Annotated in this window: 20 protein-coding genes; 13 read left to right on the top strand and 7 right to left on the bottom strand. The window is 26.7% G+C overall.

Annotated elements, in window-relative coordinates; all coding sequences use genetic code 11:
- The 5 genes from Q0J90_RS13500 to Q0J90_RS13480 form a co-directional block, all read right to left on the bottom strand.
- Positions 1-1,484: ribonuclease R family protein (locus Q0J90_RS13500; protein ID WP_297278404.1), on the bottom strand; the 1,484-nt coding region annotated here is incomplete at its 3' end.
- A 313-nt stretch (positions 1,485-1,797) separates the two neighbouring features.
- Positions 1,798-2,652 (bottom strand): prephenate dehydrogenase, encoded by an 855-nt coding sequence (locus Q0J90_RS13495; protein WP_297278403.1) that lies wholly within the window; start codon positions 2,650-2,652, stop codon positions 1,798-1,800.
- A 36-nt stretch (positions 2,653-2,688) separates the two neighbouring features.
- A complete protein-coding gene (locus tag Q0J90_RS13490; protein ID WP_297278402.1) occupies positions 2,689-3,786 on the bottom strand; it encodes an NYN domain-containing protein in 1,098 nt (365 codons plus the stop codon).
- Positions 3,787-3,853: 67 nt separating this feature from the next.
- Entirely contained in the window at positions 3,854-6,013 is a 2,160-nt protein-coding gene (locus Q0J90_RS13485) for an AAA family ATPase (RefSeq protein WP_297278401.1), read from the bottom strand.
- A 24-nt stretch (positions 6,014-6,037) separates the two neighbouring features.
- A complete protein-coding gene (locus Q0J90_RS13480; RefSeq protein ID WP_297278400.1) occupies positions 6,038-7,111 on the bottom strand; it encodes a metallophosphoesterase in 1,074 nt (357 codons plus the stop codon).
- Between the two features lie 147 nt (positions 7,112-7,258).
- On the opposite strand from Q0J90_RS13480, the gene Q0J90_RS13475 reads away from it, so the two are divergent.
- From Q0J90_RS13475 to Q0J90_RS13440, 8 genes are all read left to right on the top strand, one after another.
- Positions 7,259-7,936, top strand: coding sequence for a transcriptional regulator (locus Q0J90_RS13475; protein ID WP_028328543.1), 678 nt, complete (start codon positions 7,259-7,261; stop codon positions 7,934-7,936).
- Between the two features lie 73 nt (positions 7,937-8,009).
- Entirely contained in the window at positions 8,010-8,780 is a 771-nt protein-coding gene (locus Q0J90_RS13470; RefSeq protein WP_335824161.1) for a hypothetical protein, read from the top strand.
- A 97-nt stretch (positions 8,781-8,877) separates the two neighbouring features.
- On the top strand, positions 8,878-10,002 hold the full coding sequence (locus Q0J90_RS13465) for a sialidase family protein (RefSeq protein WP_297278398.1): 1,125 nt from the start codon (positions 8,878-8,880) through the stop codon (positions 10,000-10,002).
- Positions 10,003-10,068: 66 nt separating this feature from the next.
- A complete protein-coding gene (locus Q0J90_RS13460) occupies positions 10,069-10,497 on the top strand; it encodes a hypothetical protein (protein WP_297278397.1) in 429 nt (142 codons plus the stop codon).
- Positions 10,498-10,617: 120 nt separating this feature from the next.
- Positions 10,618-11,658, top strand: a complete 1,041-nt coding sequence (locus tag Q0J90_RS13455) for an ABC transporter permease (RefSeq protein ID WP_297278396.1) — start codon at positions 10,618-10,620, stop codon at positions 11,656-11,658.
- Positions 11,658-13,058, top strand: coding sequence for an ABC transporter permease (locus tag Q0J90_RS13450; RefSeq protein WP_297278395.1), 1,401 nt, complete (start codon positions 11,658-11,660; stop codon positions 13,056-13,058). Before Q0J90_RS13455 ends, Q0J90_RS13450 begins: the two co-directional genes overlap by 1 nt.
- A gap of 60 nt (positions 13,059-13,118) precedes the next feature.
- The gene (locus Q0J90_RS13445) at positions 13,119-13,571 is read left to right on the top strand and encodes a hypothetical protein (RefSeq protein ID WP_297278394.1); all 453 of its coding nucleotides are present in this window, start codon (positions 13,119-13,121) and stop codon (positions 13,569-13,571) included.
- Positions 13,572-13,820: 249 nt separating this feature from the next.
- Positions 13,821-14,639, top strand: a complete 819-nt coding sequence (locus tag Q0J90_RS13440) for a DUF268 domain-containing protein (protein WP_297278393.1) — start codon at positions 13,821-13,823, stop codon at positions 14,637-14,639.
- A gap of 135 nt (positions 14,640-14,774) precedes the next feature.
- Here the strand turns inward: Q0J90_RS13440 and Q0J90_RS13435 are convergent, their stop codons facing one another.
- The gene (locus Q0J90_RS13435) at positions 14,775-15,533 is read right to left on the bottom strand and encodes a DUF4261 domain-containing protein (protein WP_297278392.1); all 759 of its coding nucleotides are present in this window, start codon (positions 15,531-15,533) and stop codon (positions 14,775-14,777) included.
- Positions 15,534-15,535: 2 nt separating this feature from the next.
- Positions 15,536-16,885, bottom strand: coding sequence for a UDP-N-acetylmuramoyl-tripeptide--D-alanyl-D-alanine ligase (gene murF, locus Q0J90_RS13430; RefSeq protein WP_297278391.1), 1,350 nt, complete (start codon positions 16,883-16,885; stop codon positions 15,536-15,538).
- A gap of 236 nt (positions 16,886-17,121) precedes the next feature.
- Here murF and dnaA point away from each other — a divergent pair, with 236 nt between their 5' ends.
- The 5 genes from dnaA to Q0J90_RS13405 all read left to right on the top strand — a co-directional run.
- Positions 17,122-18,513 carry a chromosomal replication initiator protein DnaA gene (dnaA, locus tag Q0J90_RS13425; RefSeq protein ID WP_297278390.1) on the top strand — a complete coding sequence of 464 codons (1,392 nt, stop codon included), beginning with the start codon at positions 17,122-17,124 and terminating at the stop codon, positions 18,511-18,513.
- A gap of 584 nt (positions 18,514-19,097) precedes the next feature.
- Positions 19,098-19,706 (top strand): nucleotide exchange factor GrpE, encoded by a 609-nt coding sequence (locus Q0J90_RS13420; protein WP_297278389.1) that lies wholly within the window; start codon positions 19,098-19,100, stop codon positions 19,704-19,706.
- A gap of 23 nt (positions 19,707-19,729) precedes the next feature.
- Complete coding sequence (locus Q0J90_RS13415; protein WP_028328533.1) at positions 19,730-19,939, top strand: hypothetical protein; 210 nt, start codon at positions 19,730-19,732, stop codon at positions 19,937-19,939.
- Between the two features lie 86 nt (positions 19,940-20,025).
- Positions 20,026-21,942 (top strand): molecular chaperone DnaK, encoded by a 1,917-nt coding sequence (gene dnaK, locus Q0J90_RS13410; RefSeq protein ID WP_297278388.1) that lies wholly within the window; start codon positions 20,026-20,028, stop codon positions 21,940-21,942.
- 102 nt (positions 21,943-22,044) lie between these two features.
- The coding region (locus tag Q0J90_RS13405; RefSeq protein ID WP_297278387.1) for an ankyrin repeat domain-containing protein at positions 22,045-22,569 on the top strand (525 nt) is incomplete at its 3' end.

The raw sequence follows: 22,569 nt of genomic DNA, 5'->3' as shown, positions 1-22,569 counted from the left end.
TTTGAACACCATTGAGCTGAATTTGTATAAAACTGCTGCATAGTAGGTTTTAAATTATTTACTCCCTCTAATGACTGTTTTAAAAGTCTATGGGTTAGTAAGTCTGTATATCTTCTTATAGGCGAAGTAAAATGAGTATAATATTCAAAACCTAATCCGAAATGCCCTATATTATTAACATCGTATATAGCCTGCTTCATAGAACGTAAGAGTAGGGTAAGAAGTAATTTTTCATCCGGCTTTCCCATTATAGATTCTATAAATGAATGAAAATCCAAATTGCCGTCTGCATCTCTTGTAACTCTGTAGCCTCTGTTAAATGCTATTCTTGTAAATGTATCAAGCTTTTCTTGGTCTGGGCTATCATGCACTCTGTATATAGAGCCTTTTATATTTTTTAATTTCTTAGCTACTTCACAGTTTGCAAGAAGCATTAATTCTTCTATTATTTTATGAGTTTCTTTTCTTTCACCGATAAAAAAGTCTTTAGGATTTCCGCCTTTATCCAATATTATTTGAGTTTCATTTAGATTGAACTCTATACTTCCATTATCTATTCTTTTTTGAAGAAGTATTTTTTTTACATCATCAGCATTCTTTAATAATTCTACAAGCCAATCTTCATCTTCTTCTATACCGTCCAAAACATCTTGGGCATAATCATAAGTTAATCTTCTGCTTGATTTTATAACGCTTTTGTGAAAAGTACTTTCTTTTACATCACCTTTATTGTCTATTGTTACAAATACTGTCATTGTGAATCTGCTTACGCCTTCATTTAAAGAACATATCCCATTTGAAAGCTCATGAGGAAACATTGGATAAACTGTATCTATTAAATAAACGCTGTTTCCTCTCTTTCTTGCCTCTCTGTCTAAAGCACTTCCCATAACTACAAAATGACTCACATCAGCAATATGTATTCCTAATTTATAACCATCATTTAATTTTTCTATACTTATAGCATCGTCAAAATCTTTTGAATCGGCTCCGTCTATTGTTACAGTTCTTATATTTCTTAAATCTATTCTGTCAAATTCTAATTCTACATTCTCCATGCTGTCCGGTAATAGTTTAGCTTCTTCCAAACATTTTTTTGGAAATTCTGTAGGAACATTGTATGCTTTTGCTATTATCTCAGCATCTTTTTTAGCGTTATTAATATCTATTTTTATTTCTGGTTTTGGTATGCTTGTTTTTTTACCGCCTGAATCTGTTTTTTTATCTCTTGATTTTCCTTTTTTTTCTTTTGATATATCTTTTTCTTTTATTTGATTTAATTCTCTATTTAAATATGTTTTTCCTTCATTTGTAAGTTTTAGTATATTAGATTTTTTCATTACAAGCCCCATTGAAACAGCCTTTTGAAGCATCTTTTCAAAACGAAGCTTATCCTTTTTAGTTTCTATGTATTCTCTTTTATATACAGATATATCTAATTCTTTTGCTTTATCTATTCTTTTCAATAGTTTTAATATTTTCATAATTTTAAGTTAACCCTGATAAAGTATTAAAAAATAAACTTTTATTTATTATAAATAGTAATTTTATTATAGCAATATTATTCATAATGTCAAATTACTTTATTTTACAAGTTGATTTGTAAACGGTTTTTTCATTTTAGAAAGCATTTATTTTTATCCCCCCTAAAAATGGGGGGATACACAGTTTAATTAAATGAAGGTTATAAAATATATTGTACCCAGAGATACAAAGAATTGACAATTTATATAGGTTTCTTAACCTTTGTTAGTATATTCTAACATATTTTTAATATATGTCAATATATAATTAGAATTATTTAACATTTTTTTTGTTTAACCATTCATTTTTTACATTGTTTGAATTAAGCATTAATTTTTTTAATACTTCTCTGTCCTTACTGTCCAAAGCATCTTTAAAGTCGTTTAAACATTCTATATATTGACCAAGAGAATCAGACAAATACTCACTATTAAACATAAATAATTCACTCCACATATTAGCATCTATTGTACCAACTCTTGTATGATCTCCTAAACTATTTCCTTCATAACCTAAAGATTCTAAAAAACTTTTATGATTTACAATTGAGCATGCAACTATATGCATAAGCTGACTAGTAAAAGCTATCATTTCATCATGTTTTTTGGCTGTTGAAACTATTACTTTAGAACAGCCTATATCTTTTGCTAAATTTTCTATTATTTTTATATCATTTTCATTTGCATTTTCATTATGTGTTATAATGGCATTTGAATTTTTAAATAAGTTTTCAGAAGAGTTTGAATATCCTCCTTTTTCTTTTCCAGCCATTGTATGAAGTCCTACATATTTTTTATCTTTTGTATTATTAAAAATATCAGTTTTTACTCCGCAGAAATCAGAAAGTATTTTATTATTATCAATTAAACTTTTATATTTATTTATAATATCCAATGCTATAGACGGCAATGTGCATATCATAATAATATCGGACCATTTTAAAGCATCTTCTATTATATTATTATAGTCATATTCTCCTTTTAGAATATAATTATCTTTTAATGCACAATCTATATTTTCTTTATTTGTATCTATAGCCCATACATTATAATTTTTACCGCTCGCTTTTAATGCTTTGATTAAAGAACCGCCCATTAATCCCATTCCTATAACAGTTATATTTGACATGCTGTTTCCTTATAAATAAATTTAGATTATTTTATTTTATTCATATGCTATATTTTCAAGCATTTCAAGTGTTTTATTTTTATCTTTTATGATGAAGCTGTTTCCTTTATTGGTTAATTCAATAGGAATATCTTTTTTTATTATATAATCTATAAATTTACTAGGTCTTTTAAATTTGGTATGTTTTATTACACTGGAACCATTGCCTATATTGAATTTCTTATTTATTTCATTCATAGTGTTAGCCAATGGTATGTTTTTATTTTCTTCACAATTACTTAATATATCTTTAAATGATAATAGTAAATCTTTTTTGCTTATGTCATAGCTGCTCAAATTTAAAATATTGCACATTATATTTTTGAATACATCAATATCATTTATATAAAAATCATCTCCGTCTGTTTTAGTTTCTATACCATTATTATTTAAATATTTAAGAACATTTTTCATTTTTTTAAATTGTGTTTGTTCTATAGCACTTTTACCTTTTTTGAGATTGAAATCTTCATTTAATTTATTGCATATATCCGAAATAGATATCTTTATAGTTTCAGTGCTGCTTATGCCGTTATAAATTTCAGTTATTTTATTATAAAAACATAATAGGAAGTCATTTTTTTCTATTTTATTTTCTGTTTTTATTTCTTTTTCTTCTTTTTCATTTGTTTTGTAATCTTCTATTTTAAATATATGATTGCATGAATTTTTAAATATATCTCTTTTAGCATTATCAAATATTGTAACCATTGCAGTTATAGCACCGTATCTGATTAATCTTTCAACAACTACACTGTAATCAACATCTCTTGTAACAAATATAGCTATATCTATTTTTTTATATATAACAAAATCTTCAAATGCATCTATTGAAGAAATCATATCAGCCATATTTTTAGCCTTATTTACAGGTACAGAATAAATTACATCAATATGCAAGTCCCTTAGCTTTTTGGAATATTTTTTTATTGACTTTGCATCCCCATAAGCTTTTTTAACAGAGTAGCAAATATCCTTATCTTTTAAATTATTCTTATAAAATAAAAACATATTATTAAGCATTGATTCAAAATTTACATCATAGCTTAAATGGCTTACATTCTCTAAATCTATATATATACCTATTCTTTTCATAATATTATCACTATATTTTTTGTTTATATTTTATAAATAAATTGATAAAAATACAAGAAATAATAATTCAAGATAATTCATGTATTACAGCTTCTTCATATCCTTTTATTATATCTCTTATGAAAATATCTTTTGTAAATATTGCCACAGGAATTTGATATTTTTTTGAATATTCTTTTATGAATGATAATGCCTCTTTAGTTCTCTTATTGTCAAATGTTATAAAAGGATCATCTAATAATATTAATCTTCCAGCTTCATGTATTTTTGTAAGTATAGAAAGACGCATAGCTATATAAACGGCATCTTTTGTAGCTGATGAAAGAAGTTCAACATTTCTGCTTTCATTCTGCTTATCTTTAACCATTATTTTATTTTTATCAAATCCTGACATCATTATGCCGTTATCGGATAAATCTTTCCCTGTTATATGATTGTATAATACTTTAGCTTCATTAGAAAGAGATTCAAATATATCATCATTTTTTTTGTTAATTTTAGAAAGCATATTTTCTAATAATTCTAAAGCATTTCTTTTCTTGTTTAACTCTATAATTTCTTCATCATTCTTTTTTAATTCGCTTTCAAGTTCTACTATATTATTATGAACATAATCTGCACTATTAAGTTCTCCTTTTATATATGATATATTGGAAAGTATTTTGTTCATATTGTTTTCTATATATTTTATTTCTTTTTCAAGTTCTTTTAATCTGTTTTCAAGATTCCTTAATTCCATTTCATTAAAATTATCCGGATTTATACCTTTTTCATCAAGCTCTTTTAAAACTCTGAAACAATCAGCTTCCAATGTTGCTATATCTTTAAATCCAAGTTTTTTTGCTTCCATCATTAATTTAGAAAATATTTCTTCTGTGTTTTTATAAATTGAATCATAATCGCTTTTGATTTCATAATAATTTTCTTTATCTCTTACATTTAACTTTTTAAAAAAATTTGATAATTCTTTATTATAAATATCTAAATTCTGCATATTAGATTCAAGTTCTTTTATATAATTATTCAATTCTTCATCATCATTTTTAGAAAGTATTAATTCTATTTTTGCCAATTCTTTTGTCAGTATATCTTTGAGTGATGAAAGTTCTAAATCACTGCTTCTTATACTTAGTTCCGGAAGTGTATCTAAAATATCATTTATAGTTTTATCATTATTTCCTTCTTTTATAAACATGAAAGGTATTGAAGGCAATATTATTAAAAACCAATATGGATTTTTAAAATATAAACTAAGAAATGAAGCTATTACAACAATAATAGATAAAAAAACGGCTTTTGGTATTTTATGATTTTTTTTCATTAAGTCATCTATTTTTTTTATTGCTCTGTCTATTCTTATTTTTCTGCTTTCATAATCAGTATTGTTTTTTTCTTCTACAGATTTCTTTATTGTTTCTATTTTCCCATTCAAATATGATATATTATTTTGAGAATCATCTATTTTTTTACTTATCTCATTTATTTTAGGAGAATGATCTTCTTTTAAATATATATTTTCGCTTAAGAATTTATCTTTTTTATTGAAGTCATTTATTAATTTTATTAGTTCAAGTTTTATATTCTTTAATTCAGAACTCTTTTGAGAATTTATAGTTTCATTGAGTTTTCCATATTCTGCTATTTTTTCTTTTATTAAAATATCATTTTTGCTTAATTCTTCATTTAATTCTTTTAAATTATCTTTTTTATTAACTTCTGTATTTGCTTTATCATACAATTCATTCAATTCATCTTTAATTTCTTCTTTTCTGTATTTAAGATTTTTTAATAAAGAAGGTATTGAAGTTTGAGATTTTCCTGAGTATTCTGCTTTTATTTCGGATATTATTTTACCTATATCAATATCTGAAGAGAATAATTTTTTCTTTATCTCGCTTTCCCAATCTTTAGAATCTTTCTTACTGTCAGACATTTCAAATATTATTTCACTTTGTCTTATTGCATATAGATTGCTGTATGATTGCGGATGCATTTTTTTTGAAGGTTCTATTTCCGGTTCAAGATAAATATCTATATCATCTCCATATCTTGATTTTATTTGTTTGGCAAATGATGAAGTTTTTTTATTTTCTGATAGAAGAAGCATGAGAGAATCAAATATTGTAGTTTTACCTGATTCATTTTCTCCGTAAAATAGTGTAATACCGTCTGATATTTCAAATGATCTATTTTTAAACTTTCCGAATTTATTTAAATTTAAAATCATAAAATTAATCCCATATTTAATTTATTATCTTTTTTTATTTGATAATGCAGCAGATATTTTTTCTATTCCTAAACGTTTGGCAAGCTCAACTATTTCTAAATCTTCTTCATTATTAGTTTCGAATTCGTATTCAGCAGCTATATCTATAAACTCTTTTATTATGCTTTCATTATATGCATTTTCTAATAAAAATAATTCATTAATTTTTATATTTATATCACGTGCATATTTAGAATATTTATTTTTTATAATGCTTTTCTTTTCTTCTACTTCATTTTCATCTTCAGCTATTCCGTATATGTTAATGTCTATGATATCATTAGCATTCCATTTTTTTGCTGCTTCATCCAATTTAGAATCTATGCCGTGAATATTATATTCGTAAACTCTGTATTCTCCTGCAGATTTAATATCAATAAAAGTTTTATTTATTGAAGAGCCTTGTATATCAAGTGCTAAACATCTTCTCACACCCATTTCTGATTTGCTTCTTCTCCAAATTCTTGCAGAACCAGTATATATTATTTCTGTATTTTCAATATTAACTTCCATTTGTTTATGTATGTGCCCAATTACTGCTATGTTAGGTTCTATTTTTTTTATAATATCTATTGGTATAATGGCAAGCTCTTCATTTTCTTCTATAGCCCATAATGTACCTTCTACTATACCATGTCCTATAACTATTCTGATGTCAGCATTTAAATTTTCTATTTTATTGTTTAATTCATTATCTATTATATATTTCTCATTAAAAGGCAATGCTATAATATCTAAATTATCAACGTTAAAAAATGATATGTTTTCTATTACTATTACATTATTTGGGAATTTTAATTTATCTAATGTAATACCTTTTGATTTTAGATTCTCATGGTTTCCTTTAAGAAGCAGTACATTTTTTTTATAATTTTCTAATTTTTGAGAGAAAATATCTTTAAGTTCCTGCAAGTCTTCAAAAGTATTGAAAGTGTCTCCAAGAAGAAGCAAAGCATCATAATTCTCAGCATGCTTTATTATCTCATCTAATACAGAAAGCGAATATTCTTTTTCATGTATGCTTAGATGAAGATCGCTTGATATTAATAATTTAGGCATAATTAAATTCTCTTTAAAATAAAAGCTGTATTTTTGTATTATAAATTAAATATATTAATTAATCAATATTTGTAATTATAGATTGAAATTTAATTTATATAGTAGTATTATCGATATAATTCTCAATATTTTATAAAGGTTAAAACTATGGATAAAGAATATGCTAAACATTTAATGGGTATATATAAAGATAAAGTATTGCATGAGAGAATGAAAAGAAGGCTTGAATATTTTGAGAGGGTTTATAAAAGAGATAATGATAAAAGACTTTTTGCAGAGCTTGCATTTTGTATATGTACTCCTCAAACTAAGGCTAGAAGCGGTGCTGCTGCTATAGTTGATTTATACAATCATAATTTGCTTTTTAAAGGAAGTGCTGAGAAAGTTGCCTCTATTTTAATTAAGCATGTTAGATTTCATAATATGAAGGCTGAAAATATAGTATTGGCAAGACAATTATATTTTCCTAAAGAAAAGTTTATTTTGAAAGATAGAATAAATGAAGCTGTAAAAAATGATACTATGGTTGAATTAAGAAATGAACTTGCTAAAGAGGTTAAAGGATACGGACTTAAAGAGGCTAGTCATTTTCTTAGAAATATAGGTTTCGGTCAAAAGATTGGAATATTAGACAGACATATAATGAGAGTAATGGATAAATTAAGTATTCTTCCTGAAGGAATGACTCCCAAAACAAGTTTAACCAAGAATAATTATCTTAAATGCGAGGAAAATTTGGTAAAGTATTCAAAGGATGAAAAGATACCAATGGAATATTTAGATTTTGTATTTTGGTATGATGCTACAAATGATATATTTAAATAATATTTACTTGCTTATTTGTTAATATATATTTTATAATAATCTTATATATAAAACTTAGGAATACTTTATGAAAATAAAAAGAATCATTTTATCTTTAATATTAATTTTTAGTTTTGCATCAGCATCATTATTTTCTCAAAACATAGGAGAGCCTACCGGAAATAAATTTTTAGACTATATGCATGGAAGAAATTTATTTGGTATTAACTTTGGTCCCACATTGTATGCGGGTTTATTTAATATAGGCGTTGGGATTGTTGAATCTACTATTCAAAGCACTATTAATAATATGACACAGGGTCAGGCAAATAATTATATTGATACTAAACTTAAACATTATGCTTTTGGTTTGGGCTTCAGTTATGATTTTGCTCCTCTTGATTTTATGACAGCAGGTCTTGATATAGGATTTTCTGTTGGACAAATAAAAATGGATAGATATGATATAAGTTTTAGTACAGTTCCATGGTCTTTGAATGTTAAATTTTTCTTTGGAAAAACAGCACCTTTCGGATTTTTCTTATCTCCTAGAATCGGAGGTACAGCAGTTTCTATAAGCGGAAGTGCTTTAAGAGAGGCAGCAATATCTGATATATATTCTCATGGAGGACTTTATTTATCTCTTGAACTCGGATGGAGAATACAATTATTTCCAAAAACAGGTGCTGATTGGCCGGTACAGGTTGGCTTAGATATTTCTTTATTTGATATAGGTTATTATGTTGCTCCTTGGTCATCTCCTATATTTGAATTATCTCAATTTTCTCAATTTAAACAGTATGAGGCATTTGCTAATGTAAGAGCTTTATTTTTGCCTAGAATTGGAATAACATTAAGATTTTAATATTTAAATTGTTATATAAATAATGTCCGTGTATATTTTTGTATATGCGGACTTTTTTATACCGAAAATTATTTTATATTGATTATAAGGTTTTTGTATGAAAATAAATATATTAGATGAAAATGTTATATTTGAAGATATTAATTCATATCCCGCATTTCCAAGTATTATTAAATTAGATAGTAAAAGATTTTTGGCAAGTTTTAGAACAGCTCCTAGAATAAAAAAAAATTATTCTCATTTGCATTCTTTAAGCAAATCAATGCTTGCTGTTATAAATAAAAATAGGGTAGAAAAGGTTTTTGAATTTGCTGAATATGATTCTGCAGCAAAACAGGATGCTCAGCTTTTTAGAGCAGATGAAAAAACTATAATAGCATATTATTTTAGATATACATTTCATCCAATGAATGAAAAAGAATTATTTAATGATTATACATTTATAGAATATAATAATACTATAGCATTGCTTGACGGAATAGGAGTATGTATAAGCTATGATAATGGAGAGACTTTTTCAAAACCTTATGTTATAAAAATAAAAAATAGCGATAATGTTATTATGAAAAATTTTGCCGTTAGAGGAAGTATGTGCAAAATTGGAAATGAAATATTTGCATCAATATATGCCTATAAAAAAAATATTAATAAAAAAGACTGTAAATATCAATGCTATGTTATTTCAAGCAAGGATTTAATAGATTGGAAATTAAAAAGTTTTTTGTGTGAAACTGAGTTTAAAAAAATTAATGGAAAAAAAGCTAGGATAGAATATGTAGAGCCTTCATTACTAGCTTATAAAAATAATATAATATCATTCATACGTACTCATGTTAATAATGAATACGGATTAACTTCTATAAGCTATTCAAAAGATAAAGGAAAAACTTTTTCCAAACCAGTATTTACAGATATAAAAGGATATCCTTTAAATCCTTTAATTTTAGAAGATGGTAAAGTTATTTTAACTTATGGATACAGATTAAAACCTTATGGCATAAGAGCTATTGTATTTGATACTGTAGATGAATTATTTGATATAGAAAAAATTAATTATAAGGTTAATAATGAAGAAATTATAATAGACGATTCAATGAAAAGTACAGACTGCGGTTATCCTTGGTGTATTGAAAATGACGGCGTTATATCATCTGTATATTATGGTTATAAAGAAAAAAATAAAATTAGAAAAATATTTTTAAAAAGGTTTACTTTAAATTAAAAATATAGTATAAAGTAAATATAACTAAATAATAATTAGTATCAATAGTTGTTTTGGAGGTTTTATATGGATGATAAGGATATAATGGATCCTAGCGTTTATCAGATAAAAGGTAATGAATGGGAAATTATAGACAGCAGTAATATTATCACTTACAGATTATTGGCTTATAAATTATCATCTTGGAGTGAGGATACATATTTAACTATTAAAGTTAATAAAGAAAATAAAAATAAAGAAGTAATAATAGATTGGAACAGTAAAGATTTTGTATTCAGCACTCATAAAACATTTTTCAGATTTGATAATGATTTGCCTGATAATTTGGAATGCAAAGCGAGTGAAGATAGGCTAAGTTCTATTGTCTTAGATTCCAATTATGTTTATGATAATTTAATTGATTCTGATATGCTTATAATACGTGCTTCGCTTGAAAAGAGTAAAACAACTAGAATGTTTGATGTCTCTAAATTCAGAGAAGTTATAAAAAATTAATATCATATACTTTTTATTCAATTCAGTTAATAATTTTTAATAATTAACATAATTAAATTAACATAATAAGTCTTTACAATTTTAATTCTTTTTAGTATAATGGTACGAAAGGATTGTATTATGTTTACTTATTTTGTGATTAAACGCATATTGAAAGGCATAATCATGTTTGTGATACTTATGTTTATGTCATCTGCTATATTTAATACTGTTAGTGAAAAAACTCTAAAATCACAGATAGAAGAAACCATTAATGCTGAAGTCAGAGGCTTAAGCAATATGCGTACTGAAGATGTTGAAAATTTTATAAAAGAAAGAAGAGCATATTATTATGATATATATTGGCTTAATAGAAGCATAGGTGAGAGAATATTTATAAGAGCTATAAATACAATAACATTTCAATTTGGTAAGTCTGCAATTATGATGGATTCAAATGGAAATAGAGATGTTATAAAAATAATAGGAGAGGCGCTTCCCCGTTCTATAATACTTTTTACAACAGCATCAGTTATACAAATGATAATAGGTTTGATAATAGGTCTTATAAAGGCAAGAAAAGCAGGCGGATTATTTGATAGAACTACAAGTATAATTACAATGATAGTTTACGGTATGCCTACTTGGTGGCTTTCAATGATACTAATAATGGTATTGGTTTATAAATTTAATTTGTTTCCTTCCGGAGGTGTTCATTCAATACCAACGCCTACAGGAATAATGTATTATTTGGATATGTTATGGCATATGTCTTTGCCTTTAATTACATTAACATTAATAGGTTTTTGGGGACTTTCATTTGTTGTCAGAAATATAGTATTATCTACATTGCAGGAAGATTATATTATGGTAGCACGTGCCAGAGGTATATCGGAAAAATCTGTATTATTAGGACATACATTAAGAAGTTCTGCTCCTCCAATAGTAACAATAACATTATTGGGGCTTCTTGGTTCTATTGCTGGTTCTATAATATTTGAAGGTATATTCTCTTGGCCAGGTTTAGGTAATCTTTATTGGATATCAGTTCAGCAAAATGATATACCTGTTCTTATGGGAAACTTAGCAATAACTACAGCACTTTATCAATTCGGACTTGTTGTTCTTGATATATCTTATGGATTCTTAGATCCTAGAATAAAAGTTGGAGGCAAGCTGTAATGCATAATATTAATAAAAAACTTGCTCCGTTAATAGAATTTTTTAATGAGTTTAAAAAAGACAAAACAGGTGTTGTAGGATTATGCATATTAGTTTTGGCAATACTTATTTCATTATTTGAACCTTTGATTCTAACATATAAAGAAGCGCCAAAAAGATGGAGAGATATAACTTATTGGCAGGATAATCCGGCTTCTGCACCTCCTGAATGGCTTAATTTTTTTCAAAAGGAAAAGTCAGCAATTACAACTGATATTAAGCCTATAAGTATTGAAACTAATTATGCAGATGATAAATTAACTTATAAAGCAGTATTTGAATATGATTATAAATTTGACAAATCACCTGTAGATTTAATTTTTCATGCTGACGTTAATAGTTCAGCAGGTTTAATTTGGAATGTAACAAGACCGGACGGAGCTGTAATTACACTTTCTGACAGTTTACATAATATAAACGGCGATTTAAGAATATCAGCTTTCAATGATTCAAAAAATAGAATATTTAGGTTTTATAGGGATTCTGTGCCTAGAATACTAGCAAGACAAATTGATACTCTTACAACTAATCCTATGAAGATACTTTTTAATACTAAAAAAGATGATATGGCTAAAAATTTTAAAGCATTGAAAGGTATTTATAAATTTGAAGTTACAGCAGTATTTTCTGAAGATAATTCTGTTTTTGAAGAACCTTATATGGTATTAGTTGGTTCTATGTCCGGAATAATGGGTACTGATAATATGAAGCGTGATATATTTTCTGGTTTGGTATCAGGACTTAAATGGGCATTGTTTATAGGTATAGCTACAAGTTTCATTTCTGTTATAATTGGTGTAATGTACGGAATAGTATCTGCATATTTCGGAGGATTTGTCGATAATGTTATGCAGTTTATTTATCAAATATTTATAGGAATTCCTGTTCTCCCTGTAATGATAGTTATGAGTGCAATATTCAAGCCTAGTATATGGACTATGATAAGCATGATGATATTTTTCTCTTGGACTGGTTCAGTTATGACAGTTCGTTCAATGGCTATGCAGCTTAAAGAAGAAACATATATTGAGGCAGCACGTACTATTGGGGCGGGGCATTTTAGAATAATATTTAATCATTTAGCACCATTACTTTTGCCTTTTTCATTTGCTTCTATGGCTTTGGCTGTACCTTCTGCTATAGTTTATGAATCTTCATTATCTTTACTTGGACTTGGAGATGCTTCCATAGTTACTTGGGGACAGATTCTGCATGATGCTATGAAAGGTTCTGCTGTACTATCAGGTCTTTGGTGGTGGATAATACCTCCTGGAATTTTGATTGCAATATTGGGTATGTCATTTGCATTTTTGGGTTTTGCCCTTGATAAAATACTTCATCCTAAATTAAGAAGCAGATAATTGATTTTTTGATTAAATATTGTTAATATATTTTAATTAATTTTCAATTCAAGGATAATTATGCATATTATAAAATTAGTATTTGTAATTTTATTTATTATTGTATCATGTTCTAATAATGATAAAAAAATTGAAGTTGTTCCGGTTGATTCAACTAAATCTTTTTCTGTGTTGGGTTATTGTGTGCCTGCCCCTGAAAACTCTTTAAATGTTAAATATGCTATTGTTAATAAAACTATAGCAGAGGCAAATTTTGATTATAATAATATTAATTATTATTACAGAGCTTCAAAGAATTTAGATGAATTATTATCTTTTTACAGTAATATTAAAGAATATAGAAAAAATATTGATGAAGAAACAGGTATAGAAATAAATATACAAACTAATAATAAAAAAGAATATATTGCTTATTGGAATGTTAATGGCATATACTATTCTCTGTTTACTGAAAATGAAAATGGTATCAATGATTTATCTTTAATTTTAATGAAAAATAAAGCAATAAAATAAGATAATACTTAATAATTTGATGATATAATTAAAATTTGACATAAAATATATTATGATATAGTATATAGAAATGAATTTTAATTATTTTGATATTTTAAATATACTTGAAGTCAAGTCAAGTCAAGTCAAGTCAAGTCAAGTCAAGTCAAGTCATAATTTAGATCTATATTATATAACTAATTTTTACATTTACCTAGTCCCTTTTTTAGGTCTAATATATTTATTTTTTATTAAATTTAGGAGTTTTCAATGGATTTAAAAAAAATTAATAAAATAGTATGGTGGATACCATTTAGAAGTATTAGAGATAAATTTAGATGGATGTTAATTAAATATTACGATCTTGAAATATTTGATGAGAGGTCTGAAAAAAGATTTTTGGAACTATATAATACTTTTATGGATAAAAATGAAGAATTAAGAGATAATAGATTTGAAATGAAATGGGAATATAGAATTTTAAATTTATATGATAATACTGTTACTACAGAGATTAATTTATATAAGACTTTGTATATAACATGGATTTCAAGAATATTATCTGAAATTAAACCTAAAAAACATGTTGATATAGCATCTCATTTTGTTAATGTAATATTACCTATATCTGCTTTTGTAGATATTGATTTTTATGATATAAGACCTGTTGTTCCTCCTTTTGAAATTAAGGGATTAAAATGCATAGATGGTAATATTACAAATCTTGATATTGCTTCTAATTCTGTGGAATCTATATCCTCTTTTTCAGTAATAGAACATATAGGTTTGGAAAGATACGGAGATCCTTTTGATCCAAAAGGTGATATTAAAGCTATAAATGAATTAGTTAGAGTTACTAAAAGCGGAGGAAATATATTTATATCTTTACCAATAGCATCTAAAGCTATAATACAATATAATGGTCATAGAGTATATATTCCTAGTATGATAATTGAATATTTTAAAGGTTGCCATTTAAAAGATTTTAAATGGATAAGTGAAAATAAAGAAATTATTGATGATATTAATTCTGTTCACACAGAAAACATATATTGGTGTGAAGGGTTATTTTGGTTTGTAAAGGATTAAAAATAAATTTGTTATTTATACTATTTTTAATGCTTATTCCATTTTGAGTTAATTGTATTATGTATCATCATTCAGATTATTAGATGTTTACACTAATTTCCCAACTATTTGATAAAAAGTTGGGAATATGTATTATTAATTTTTCTTTAAATCTTTTAAATTCTTTTCAAGCATAATGAATTTATTATCAAAGAATTTAAACATTCCTATATAATCATCATCTGTTTGCATAGTGTTGCCGTCTTCAAGATTCAAATTATTTTCTATAATGCTCCTTGATAATATCATAAGTACTCTGATTATGCTGTCAGCATCTCTTACAGTTTTATAAGCCATAATCTCATATTTACCAAAATTTTTAAGCCCTTCAGTATAAGCATGATTGCCGTTGCCGTCAGAAAAAATATCAACTCTTACCCATAAACAAGTAGGAAAATATTTATCATTTTTTATATATTCATTCATTTCAAATAAATATGTATCTTTAGAAATAAGCAGATTTATTTCTCCTATTAAAACAGCAGATACATTATTTTGATTTATTATGGAGTAGCAAACTTTACTAAAAGTTAAAGCCATATCTTTGAAATTTGTATTTGAGGCATTAACTTTAATAGATAAAAAAGATTTATGAGTCAATATTTTTTGCTTAGTTTCTTCTGTAATATCATTATAATTTATTAATATTTCTGCTTCCTTATCAGGCACATTGAAAGGGGCAAGTTCATATTCAAAATCTATATTATCTATTGTAAATGTGTTTTTATTATTATGGGAAACTACCGTTATATCTATATTCCAATCTTTGTTTAACTGTGATGAAAAGTCATTAACATATTTATCATCTAATAATATGAAGGCTATTATATAATTATTTTGTATTAAGTTATTCATGTTTAAGCCTTTATAGTATCTATTATAACCGCAAAACCCATACCTAATGAAGCCTTTATTAACATCGCTGTATCATCTTTCAAAAACTCTTTTACTTTTTCTAAGGCATTTTGAGCATTGTCAAAATGATATTTCTCACAATTAATGGTATTATAAATATCTTTTGAATGCTTTCCTACTGCTATAACGGCATTTATATTTTTTAATTCATTTATAACATTTCCTATATTTTTATGATAAGAAGAGTTTTCAGTTTCTGTTTCAAGCATATCTCCTATTACAGCAATCTTTTTTGATTCGCTTCTTTGAGATAAAAATTTAAGCATATTTTTTAATGCAGCAGGATTAGAATTATAGCAGTCATTTATTACATTGCATCCTTTTATATTAATTATCTGCATTCTGTTTTTTTGAGATTCATAAGTTATCAATATATCCGCACATTTTTGTAAATCAACATTATAAAGTTCAGCTGCTTTTAATGCTGATAAAACATTATGCAAATTGAAATCTCCAATTAGATTATGTTTAAAAGTTATGCTTTTATATTCAAATGTATTATTATCTTTTTTTATTATTTCTTTTATATCAGCTTCTATTATATTTTTTATGTTGTTTCTTTCTGCTTCTTTTTTTAATATATCAACACAATTAGTATTTTTATTAATTACAGCATTAGCATTTTCTCTAGTATGATTAAAAAGTTCTGACTTAGCATAGGCTATATTTTCTATAGAACCTAAATGTGCAATATGTACAGGCTCTACATTATTTATTATAACTGTATTAGCTTCTATTGCTTCAGATATTCTTAATAATTCATTTTTATGATTCATACCAGCTTCAATAACTGCTATTTCATAACCGCCGTCTAAATTAAATATTGTTTTAGGGACTCCTATTTCATTATTTAAATTGCCTTCTGTTTTTAATGCTTTATATTTTGTAGATAAAAAGAGATGAGTTAATTCTTTTGTAGTAGTTTTTCCGCAGCTTCCTGTTATTGATATCACAGGTATATTGAATCTTCTTCTGTATTCTCTAGCTAATTTTATGAAGAAAAGTATAGTATCATTTGTATAAAAAGATGCTGCATCATCAGGAAGTTTTATGCTTTCATCGCTTAAAATAAAATATCTGCATCCTTTATTATAAGTTTCTAATGCAAATTTATTTCCGTCAAATTTATCTCCCTTTATTGCCAAAAATAATTTACCGCTGTCAAAATCATCTCTGCTGTCTGTGGATATTTCTAATTCTTTATTTAAATCTAGTTCTTCTATATTTTTAGAACATTTAGAATTTAATTCTTTTGCTATTGTAATTATATCTTTTAATGAAGTTTTTCCCATAATAATATTTCCAATTAATTTGTTTTGTTGACATAATTAAACCATATAAATAAAAAATTGTAAACATATATAATCTATATAACTACATATATATTTTAATTATCTGAATATTGCATATTATCAGTAGTTCAGATAAATTCTAAAATATATTTATATAATATAATAATAGCATAATTATTTTTTATAATATAAATACCGATTATAAAGTAGTTGAAATATATATTAAAGATGATTAGATGGAAAATATAAAACAATATTGGGATGAATTTTTAGACATTATAAATGAAGATAATGAGTTTACAGCTGTTGCTTTGTTAAAGGGAAGTGTATTTATAGTTGATGATGAGAATAAAGCTTCTATAATATGTTCCGGAGATTTTGCTTCTACACATATAAAAAAAGATTTTTTGCCTAGAATAAAAGAATTCATATCAAATAAAGCTGGAATTGATGTTGATATAGATGTAAAAGTAGATGCAGAACTTGTAAAAGACTATATTGATAAAATTGACAGTATAAATATTTTAAATAATGAAAATGAATATTCAGAGAAAATTGATAAAAAAGAAGTTTTTTCTGAAACCAGTACAGATAATAGAATAAAATCAAATTTAAATGAATATTTTAAATTTGATAATTTCATTCAAGGCAATAATAACAGATATGTATTTGAAGCAGCTAAATATGTATCATCAAATCCCGGAAAAGAATATAACCCTCTTTATATATACGGAAGTGTTGGAATAGGAAAGACGCATTTACTTCAGGCAATAGGAAATAGTTATATAGATTCTAATCCAAGCTCAAGAGTTTTTTATATAGACGGCAGCGGTTTTAGAGATGAATATGTGTATAGTCTTCAAAATAAGAAACCGGAAGTTTTTAAAAGAAAATATAAATCTTTGGATATGCTTTTATTGGATGATTTGCAGCTGCTTGAAAGTGCTCAGGAAACATCGAAAGAATTATTTGAAATTTTCCAAGCATTGGATAGTGCAGGAAAGCAGATGGTGTTTGTAAGTGATAAGCCTCCTAAAGAATTAAGGAATATAGAAGCCAGATTAAAAAATAGATTTGAAAAGAGTCTTATTCTTTCAATAGAACCTCCTCAATATGAAACAAGACTTGCCATTATAGAAAGGAAATTAATAGATTTGCATACTTCTATGGATGATGAAGTTATGAAATATATGGCAGAAAATATAACCACAGATGTTAGAAAGATTGAGGGTGCTATAAGGGCATATTTATCTGTAAGAGATATAATGAAAATAACCCCGGATGTTGAGCAATGCGACAAAATGGGTATATTTAAAGATTATTTCACTAATAAGCCTAAATTAAAAAATGCTACTGTAAAAGAAATAAAGAAATTAGTTTCAGATTATTATGGAATAGAAATGTCTTCATTTGAAAGTAAAGACAGAACTAAATTTATAGCAAAGGCTAGACATGTAGCTATATATTTAGCATGCGAATATTCAAAAAAGTCTGTTACGGAAATAGGGCTTGAATTTAATAGAGATCATGCATCTATAATACATGCCAGAGATAAAGTAAAAGATGAATTAAAAAGCGGATCTCATATATATTCAGAAATTAATGAAATTATATCATCTATTTCATAATTTCATACAAATAAAAATAAAAAAATTATTGACTTTTATGTGATTTTTTATATAATTTAATAGTATTGTTAAATTAATACAATTTTTCATAAACCTCCTTATCACCCTGCAGTGTTTTCTCAGGGTGATGCTTTTTTTAAAGCATTTTTTATTAAATATGTTGAATATAATGATATTTATATATAAGTCTTAATTAATTGTGTTAAAATAATACAAAATCTATAATACTATGTGTATAAAAACTATACAAATTAATTCTATTTAATATCCCTGATGATTTAGTTATATAATGTTCTGCATATAAAAGTTATAATTACTCTTACATATTGACTTTCAATTAATTTAATATAATACTTTATATATGAATGTTAAGTAAAAATATTGTGAATATGTATGCTGAAAATATAATTATACTACATATTAAACAAAATGTGTTTGTAATGTAATTAATAGTGTTTGTTGTAGATTTTAGCATGTAATAATTTTAATATTTTTGAAATATATATTCTATTTGGTTATTATTGGCACATTTTTTGCATATATATAAGTGTGCGATAAAATAAATATCCTTACAAGGAGATTAAATGGAAGAAGAAATAAAAGAAACTAATGATGATATTGAAAAAGATTCTGAAACAGAAGGAATAGAAAACAATAATTCTGAGGAAGGCTGTGTAGAAGAAAATAATAATGCAGAAGAAGATGAAGTAGCTGTTTTGAAGAAAAGAATAGAAGAATTAGAAAATGAATCTGCTGATATGAAAGATAAATATATGCGTGCTATGGCAGAGGTAGAAAATGTTAGAAAGAGAACTGCTAAGGAAAAAGCAGATGGTATTAAAAGAGCTAATAAAGATTTATTATTGTCGCTTTTGAATTTTATGGATAATTTTGAAAGGGCATTGAAAGCTGGAGAAAAGGATTCCAATATTCAAGGAAGTGAATATTATAAGGGAATAGAATTAATACATAAACAGTTTATAGATTTTATGCATGACAATGGGGTTTCTGAAATAGAATCATTGGGAGAAGAGTTTGATCCTAATGTACATGAAGCATTAACTATGATAGAAGTTCCAACTATTGATAAAGAACAAGTTGTAGAAGTTTATGCTAAAGGATATAAATTGAATGATGAACTTTTGAGAACAGCTAAAGTGGTAGTTGGAAAGCCGGCTGCTGCTAAAGAATAAATAAATTAAAACTAGGAGATTTTATGGCACATATTCAACTTTTTAGAGCTTATTATGAACCAAAAGGTGATAAAAAAGCAAATATACAGCATATAAATGGTGTTTTGCAGGATTTAAGCGATGCAATAAACAATCATATTAAAGACAAAGAAGTAATAAATGTTGACCTTACTACTTCACATTTGGGTAATGGTCATACTGAATATGTTGTTAGTGTTCTGACAAAAGACTAATAACAATATATATAATAAATAATTTTTATAATAATATTAATTTTTAATATTAAAAAGAATTAAATAATTTAAAGGAGAAATTTATAATGAGTAAAATAATTGGAATAGATTTAGGAACAACAAATTCATGCGTATCAGTAATGGAAGGCGGCAAACCTGTAGTAATAACAAATGCAGAAGGAAACAGAACAACACCTTCTATAGTAGCATTTACAAATAAAGGCGAAATATTAGTAGGTCAGCCTGCTAAAAACCAAATGGTAACTAACCCAGAAAATACAATCTTCTCTATTAAAAGATTTATGGGTAATACTTATGGTGAAGTAACAGAAGAGCGTTCAAGAATGCCTTATACTGTTATAGAAGACGGCGGAAAAGTAAAAATAAAAACTTTAGAAGGAAACTTCACTCCTCAGGAAATAAGTGCAAGAATACTTCAAAAGATGAAGCAAACAGCAGAAGAATATTTAGGTGAAACTGTAACTGATGCTATAATTACAGTACCTGCATACTTTAATGACAGCCAAAGACAGTCTACTAAAGATGCCGGACGTATTGCCGGACTTAATGTATTGAGAATTATAAATGAGCCTACTGCTGCAGCTTTAGCTTATGGTATGGAGAAAAAGAAAGATGAGAAAATAGCGGTTTATGACTTGGGCGGCGGTACTTTCGATATATCTATACTTGAATTAGCTGACGGAGTATTTGAAGTAAAAAGTACAAACGGTGATACTCACTTGGGCGGTGATGACTTCGACCAAGCTATTATTGATTGGTTAATAGATGAGTTTAAGAAAGATACAGGCGTTGACTTGAATAATGATAAAATGGCTTTACAGAGATTAAAAGAAGCAGGCGAGAAAGCTAAAAAAGAACTTTCAAGCTCATTACAAACTGATATTAATTTGCCATACTTGACAGCAGATGCTTCAGGTCCTAAACACTTGAATGTATCTTTAACAAGAGCAAAATTTGAGGATTTAATTAGAGACTTAGTAGAGAAAACACGCATACCATGTGAAAAAGCATTGAAAGATGCAGGACTTTCTACTAGCGATATAGATGAAGTTATACTTGTAGGCGGTTCAACAAGAGTTCCTATGGTGCAGGAAATAGTTAAAAATATCTTCGGAAAAGAACCAAATAAGAGTGTAAACCCAGATGAAGCAGTAGCAATGGGAGCTGCAGTACAAGGCGGTATCATTAAAGGTGATGTTAAAGATGTACTTCTTCTTGACGTTACTCCGCTTTCACTTGGTATTGAAACAGAAGGTTCAGTAATGACTGTTTTAATCAACAGAAACACTACTATACCTACAAATAAAAAACAAGTATTCTCTACAGCAGCAGACAATCAATCATCTGTAACTATTAGAGTATTACAGGGTGAGAGAAAAATGGCTAATGACAACAGAGAGCTTGGAAGATTTGATTTAGTAGGAATACCTCCTGCACCAAGAGGAGTACCTCAAATTGAAGTATCATTTGACATAGATGCTAACGGTATAGTACATGTTACAGCTAAAGATTTAGGTACAGGTAAAGAGCAGAAAATAAGAATAGAATCTTCAAGCGGATTAAGCGAGGATGAAATAAATAAAATGGTTCAGGATGCTGAAAAACATGCTGAAGAAGATAAAAAGAAAAAAGAAGAAGTTGAAGCTAAAAACAATGCTGACCATATGATTTATCAAACAGAAAAATTGTTGAAAGAAAACGGCGATAAATTACAGCCTTCTGATAAATCAGAGATTGAGTCAAAAATGAATGCATTAAAATCAGCAGTAGAATCTAATAATACAGACAGTATTAAAAGAGCTACAGACGATTTACAGGCAGCATGGAGCAAAGCTTCAGAGGCACTTTATAAACAAGCAGGTGCACAGCAGCAGGCACAACCTGATGCAGGCAGTCAATCATCATCAGGCGGAGAATCATCAGGCATAAAAGATGACGGCGTAGTTGATGCTGATTATGAAGTTGTTGATGATAATAAATAATAGATAAAAAGTAAAAGTTGAATATATAAAGTCTAATGGGCGGTTGGAGATTAATTTTAAGGATTCATTTTCAGCCGCCTATATTTTTATGAAGTATATAAAATGATTGAATTATTAGAAGCCTCTAAAAATAATGATTTAGAAACATTAAAAGCCTTAATAGAAAAAGGCTCTGATGTAAATGCTAAATATCGTCATAATTGGGCAGCTTTGATTTATTCTTCATCTAATGGGCATTTAGAAGTAGTAAAACTTTTAATAGATTCAGGATCTGTTTATTTAAATATGGCTTTGATGGATGCTTCATATAATGGGCATTTAGAAGTAGTGAAATATTTGCTAGAAAAAGGAGCCGGTGTAAATGCTAAAAATAAATATAATAGAACAGCTTTGATGGATGCTTCAAGAAATGGGAATTTGGAAGTAGTAAAATATTTGCTAGATAAAGGATCCGATGTAAATGCTAAAGATGATTATAATAGAACAGCTTTGATGGATGCTTCATATAATGGGCATTTAGAAGTAGTAAAATATTTGCTAGATAAAGGATCCGATGTAAATGCTAAAGATGATTATAATAGAACAGCTTTTATTTTGGCTTCATCTAATGGGCATTTAGAAGTAGTA

Origin of the sequence: uncultured Brachyspira sp., from assembly GCF_944390595.1 — a bacterium.
GTDB lineage: Bacteria > Spirochaetota > Brachyspiria > Brachyspirales > Brachyspiraceae > Brachyspira.
The sequence above is the reverse complement of the archived record's forward strand: the minus strand, read 5'-3'. Positions and strand labels throughout refer to the sequence as shown.

Excerpts from the sequence above, each read along its gene's own strand:
- Q0J90_RS13465 (WP_297278398.1), top strand. The coding sequence starts at position 8,878 with ATGAAAATAAATATATTAGATGAAAATGTTATATTTGAAGATATTAAT.
- Q0J90_RS13435 (WP_297278392.1), bottom strand. The coding sequence starts at position 15,533 with ATGAATAACTTAATACAAAATAATTATATAATAGCCTTCATATTATTA.
- Q0J90_RS13485 (WP_297278401.1), bottom strand. The coding sequence starts at position 6,013 with ATGATTTTAAATTTAAATAAATTCGGAAAGTTTAAAAATAGATCATTT.
- Q0J90_RS13475 (WP_028328543.1), top strand. The coding sequence starts at position 7,259 with ATGGATAAAGAATATGCTAAACATTTAATGGGTATATATAAAGATAAA.
- Q0J90_RS13440 (WP_297278393.1), top strand. The coding sequence starts at position 13,821 with ATGGATTTAAAAAAAATTAATAAAATAGTATGGTGGATACCATTTAGA.
- Q0J90_RS13460 (WP_297278397.1), top strand. The coding sequence starts at position 10,069 with ATGGATGATAAGGATATAATGGATCCTAGCGTTTATCAGATAAAAGGT.
- Q0J90_RS13480 (WP_297278400.1), bottom strand. The coding sequence starts at position 7,111 with ATGCCTAAATTATTAATATCAAGCGATCTTCATCTAAGCATACATGAA.
- Q0J90_RS13445 (WP_297278394.1), top strand. The coding sequence starts at position 13,119 with ATGCATATTATAAAATTAGTATTTGTAATTTTATTTATTATTGTATCA.
- Q0J90_RS13495 (WP_297278403.1), bottom strand. The coding sequence starts at position 2,652 with ATGTCAAATATAACTGTTATAGGAATGGGATTAATGGGCGGTTCTTTA.
- Q0J90_RS13415 (WP_028328533.1), top strand. The coding sequence starts at position 19,730 with ATGGCACATATTCAACTTTTTAGAGCTTATTATGAACCAAAAGGTGAT.
- Q0J90_RS13455 (WP_297278396.1), top strand. The coding sequence starts at position 10,618 with ATGTTTACTTATTTTGTGATTAAACGCATATTGAAAGGCATAATCATG.
- dnaA (WP_297278390.1), top strand. The coding sequence starts at position 17,122 with ATGGAAAATATAAAACAATATTGGGATGAATTTTTAGACATTATAAAT.
- Q0J90_RS13420 (WP_297278389.1), top strand. The coding sequence starts at position 19,098 with ATGGAAGAAGAAATAAAAGAAACTAATGATGATATTGAAAAAGATTCT.
- Q0J90_RS13450 (WP_297278395.1), top strand. The coding sequence starts at position 11,658 with ATGCATAATATTAATAAAAAACTTGCTCCGTTAATAGAATTTTTTAAT.
- murF (WP_297278391.1), bottom strand. The coding sequence starts at position 16,885 with ATGGGAAAAACTTCATTAAAAGATATAATTACAATAGCAAAAGAATTA.
- Q0J90_RS13490 (WP_297278402.1), bottom strand. The coding sequence starts at position 3,786 with ATGAAAAGAATAGGTATATATATAGATTTAGAGAATGTAAGCCATTTA.
- dnaK (WP_297278388.1), top strand. The coding sequence starts at position 20,026 with ATGAGTAAAATAATTGGAATAGATTTAGGAACAACAAATTCATGCGTA.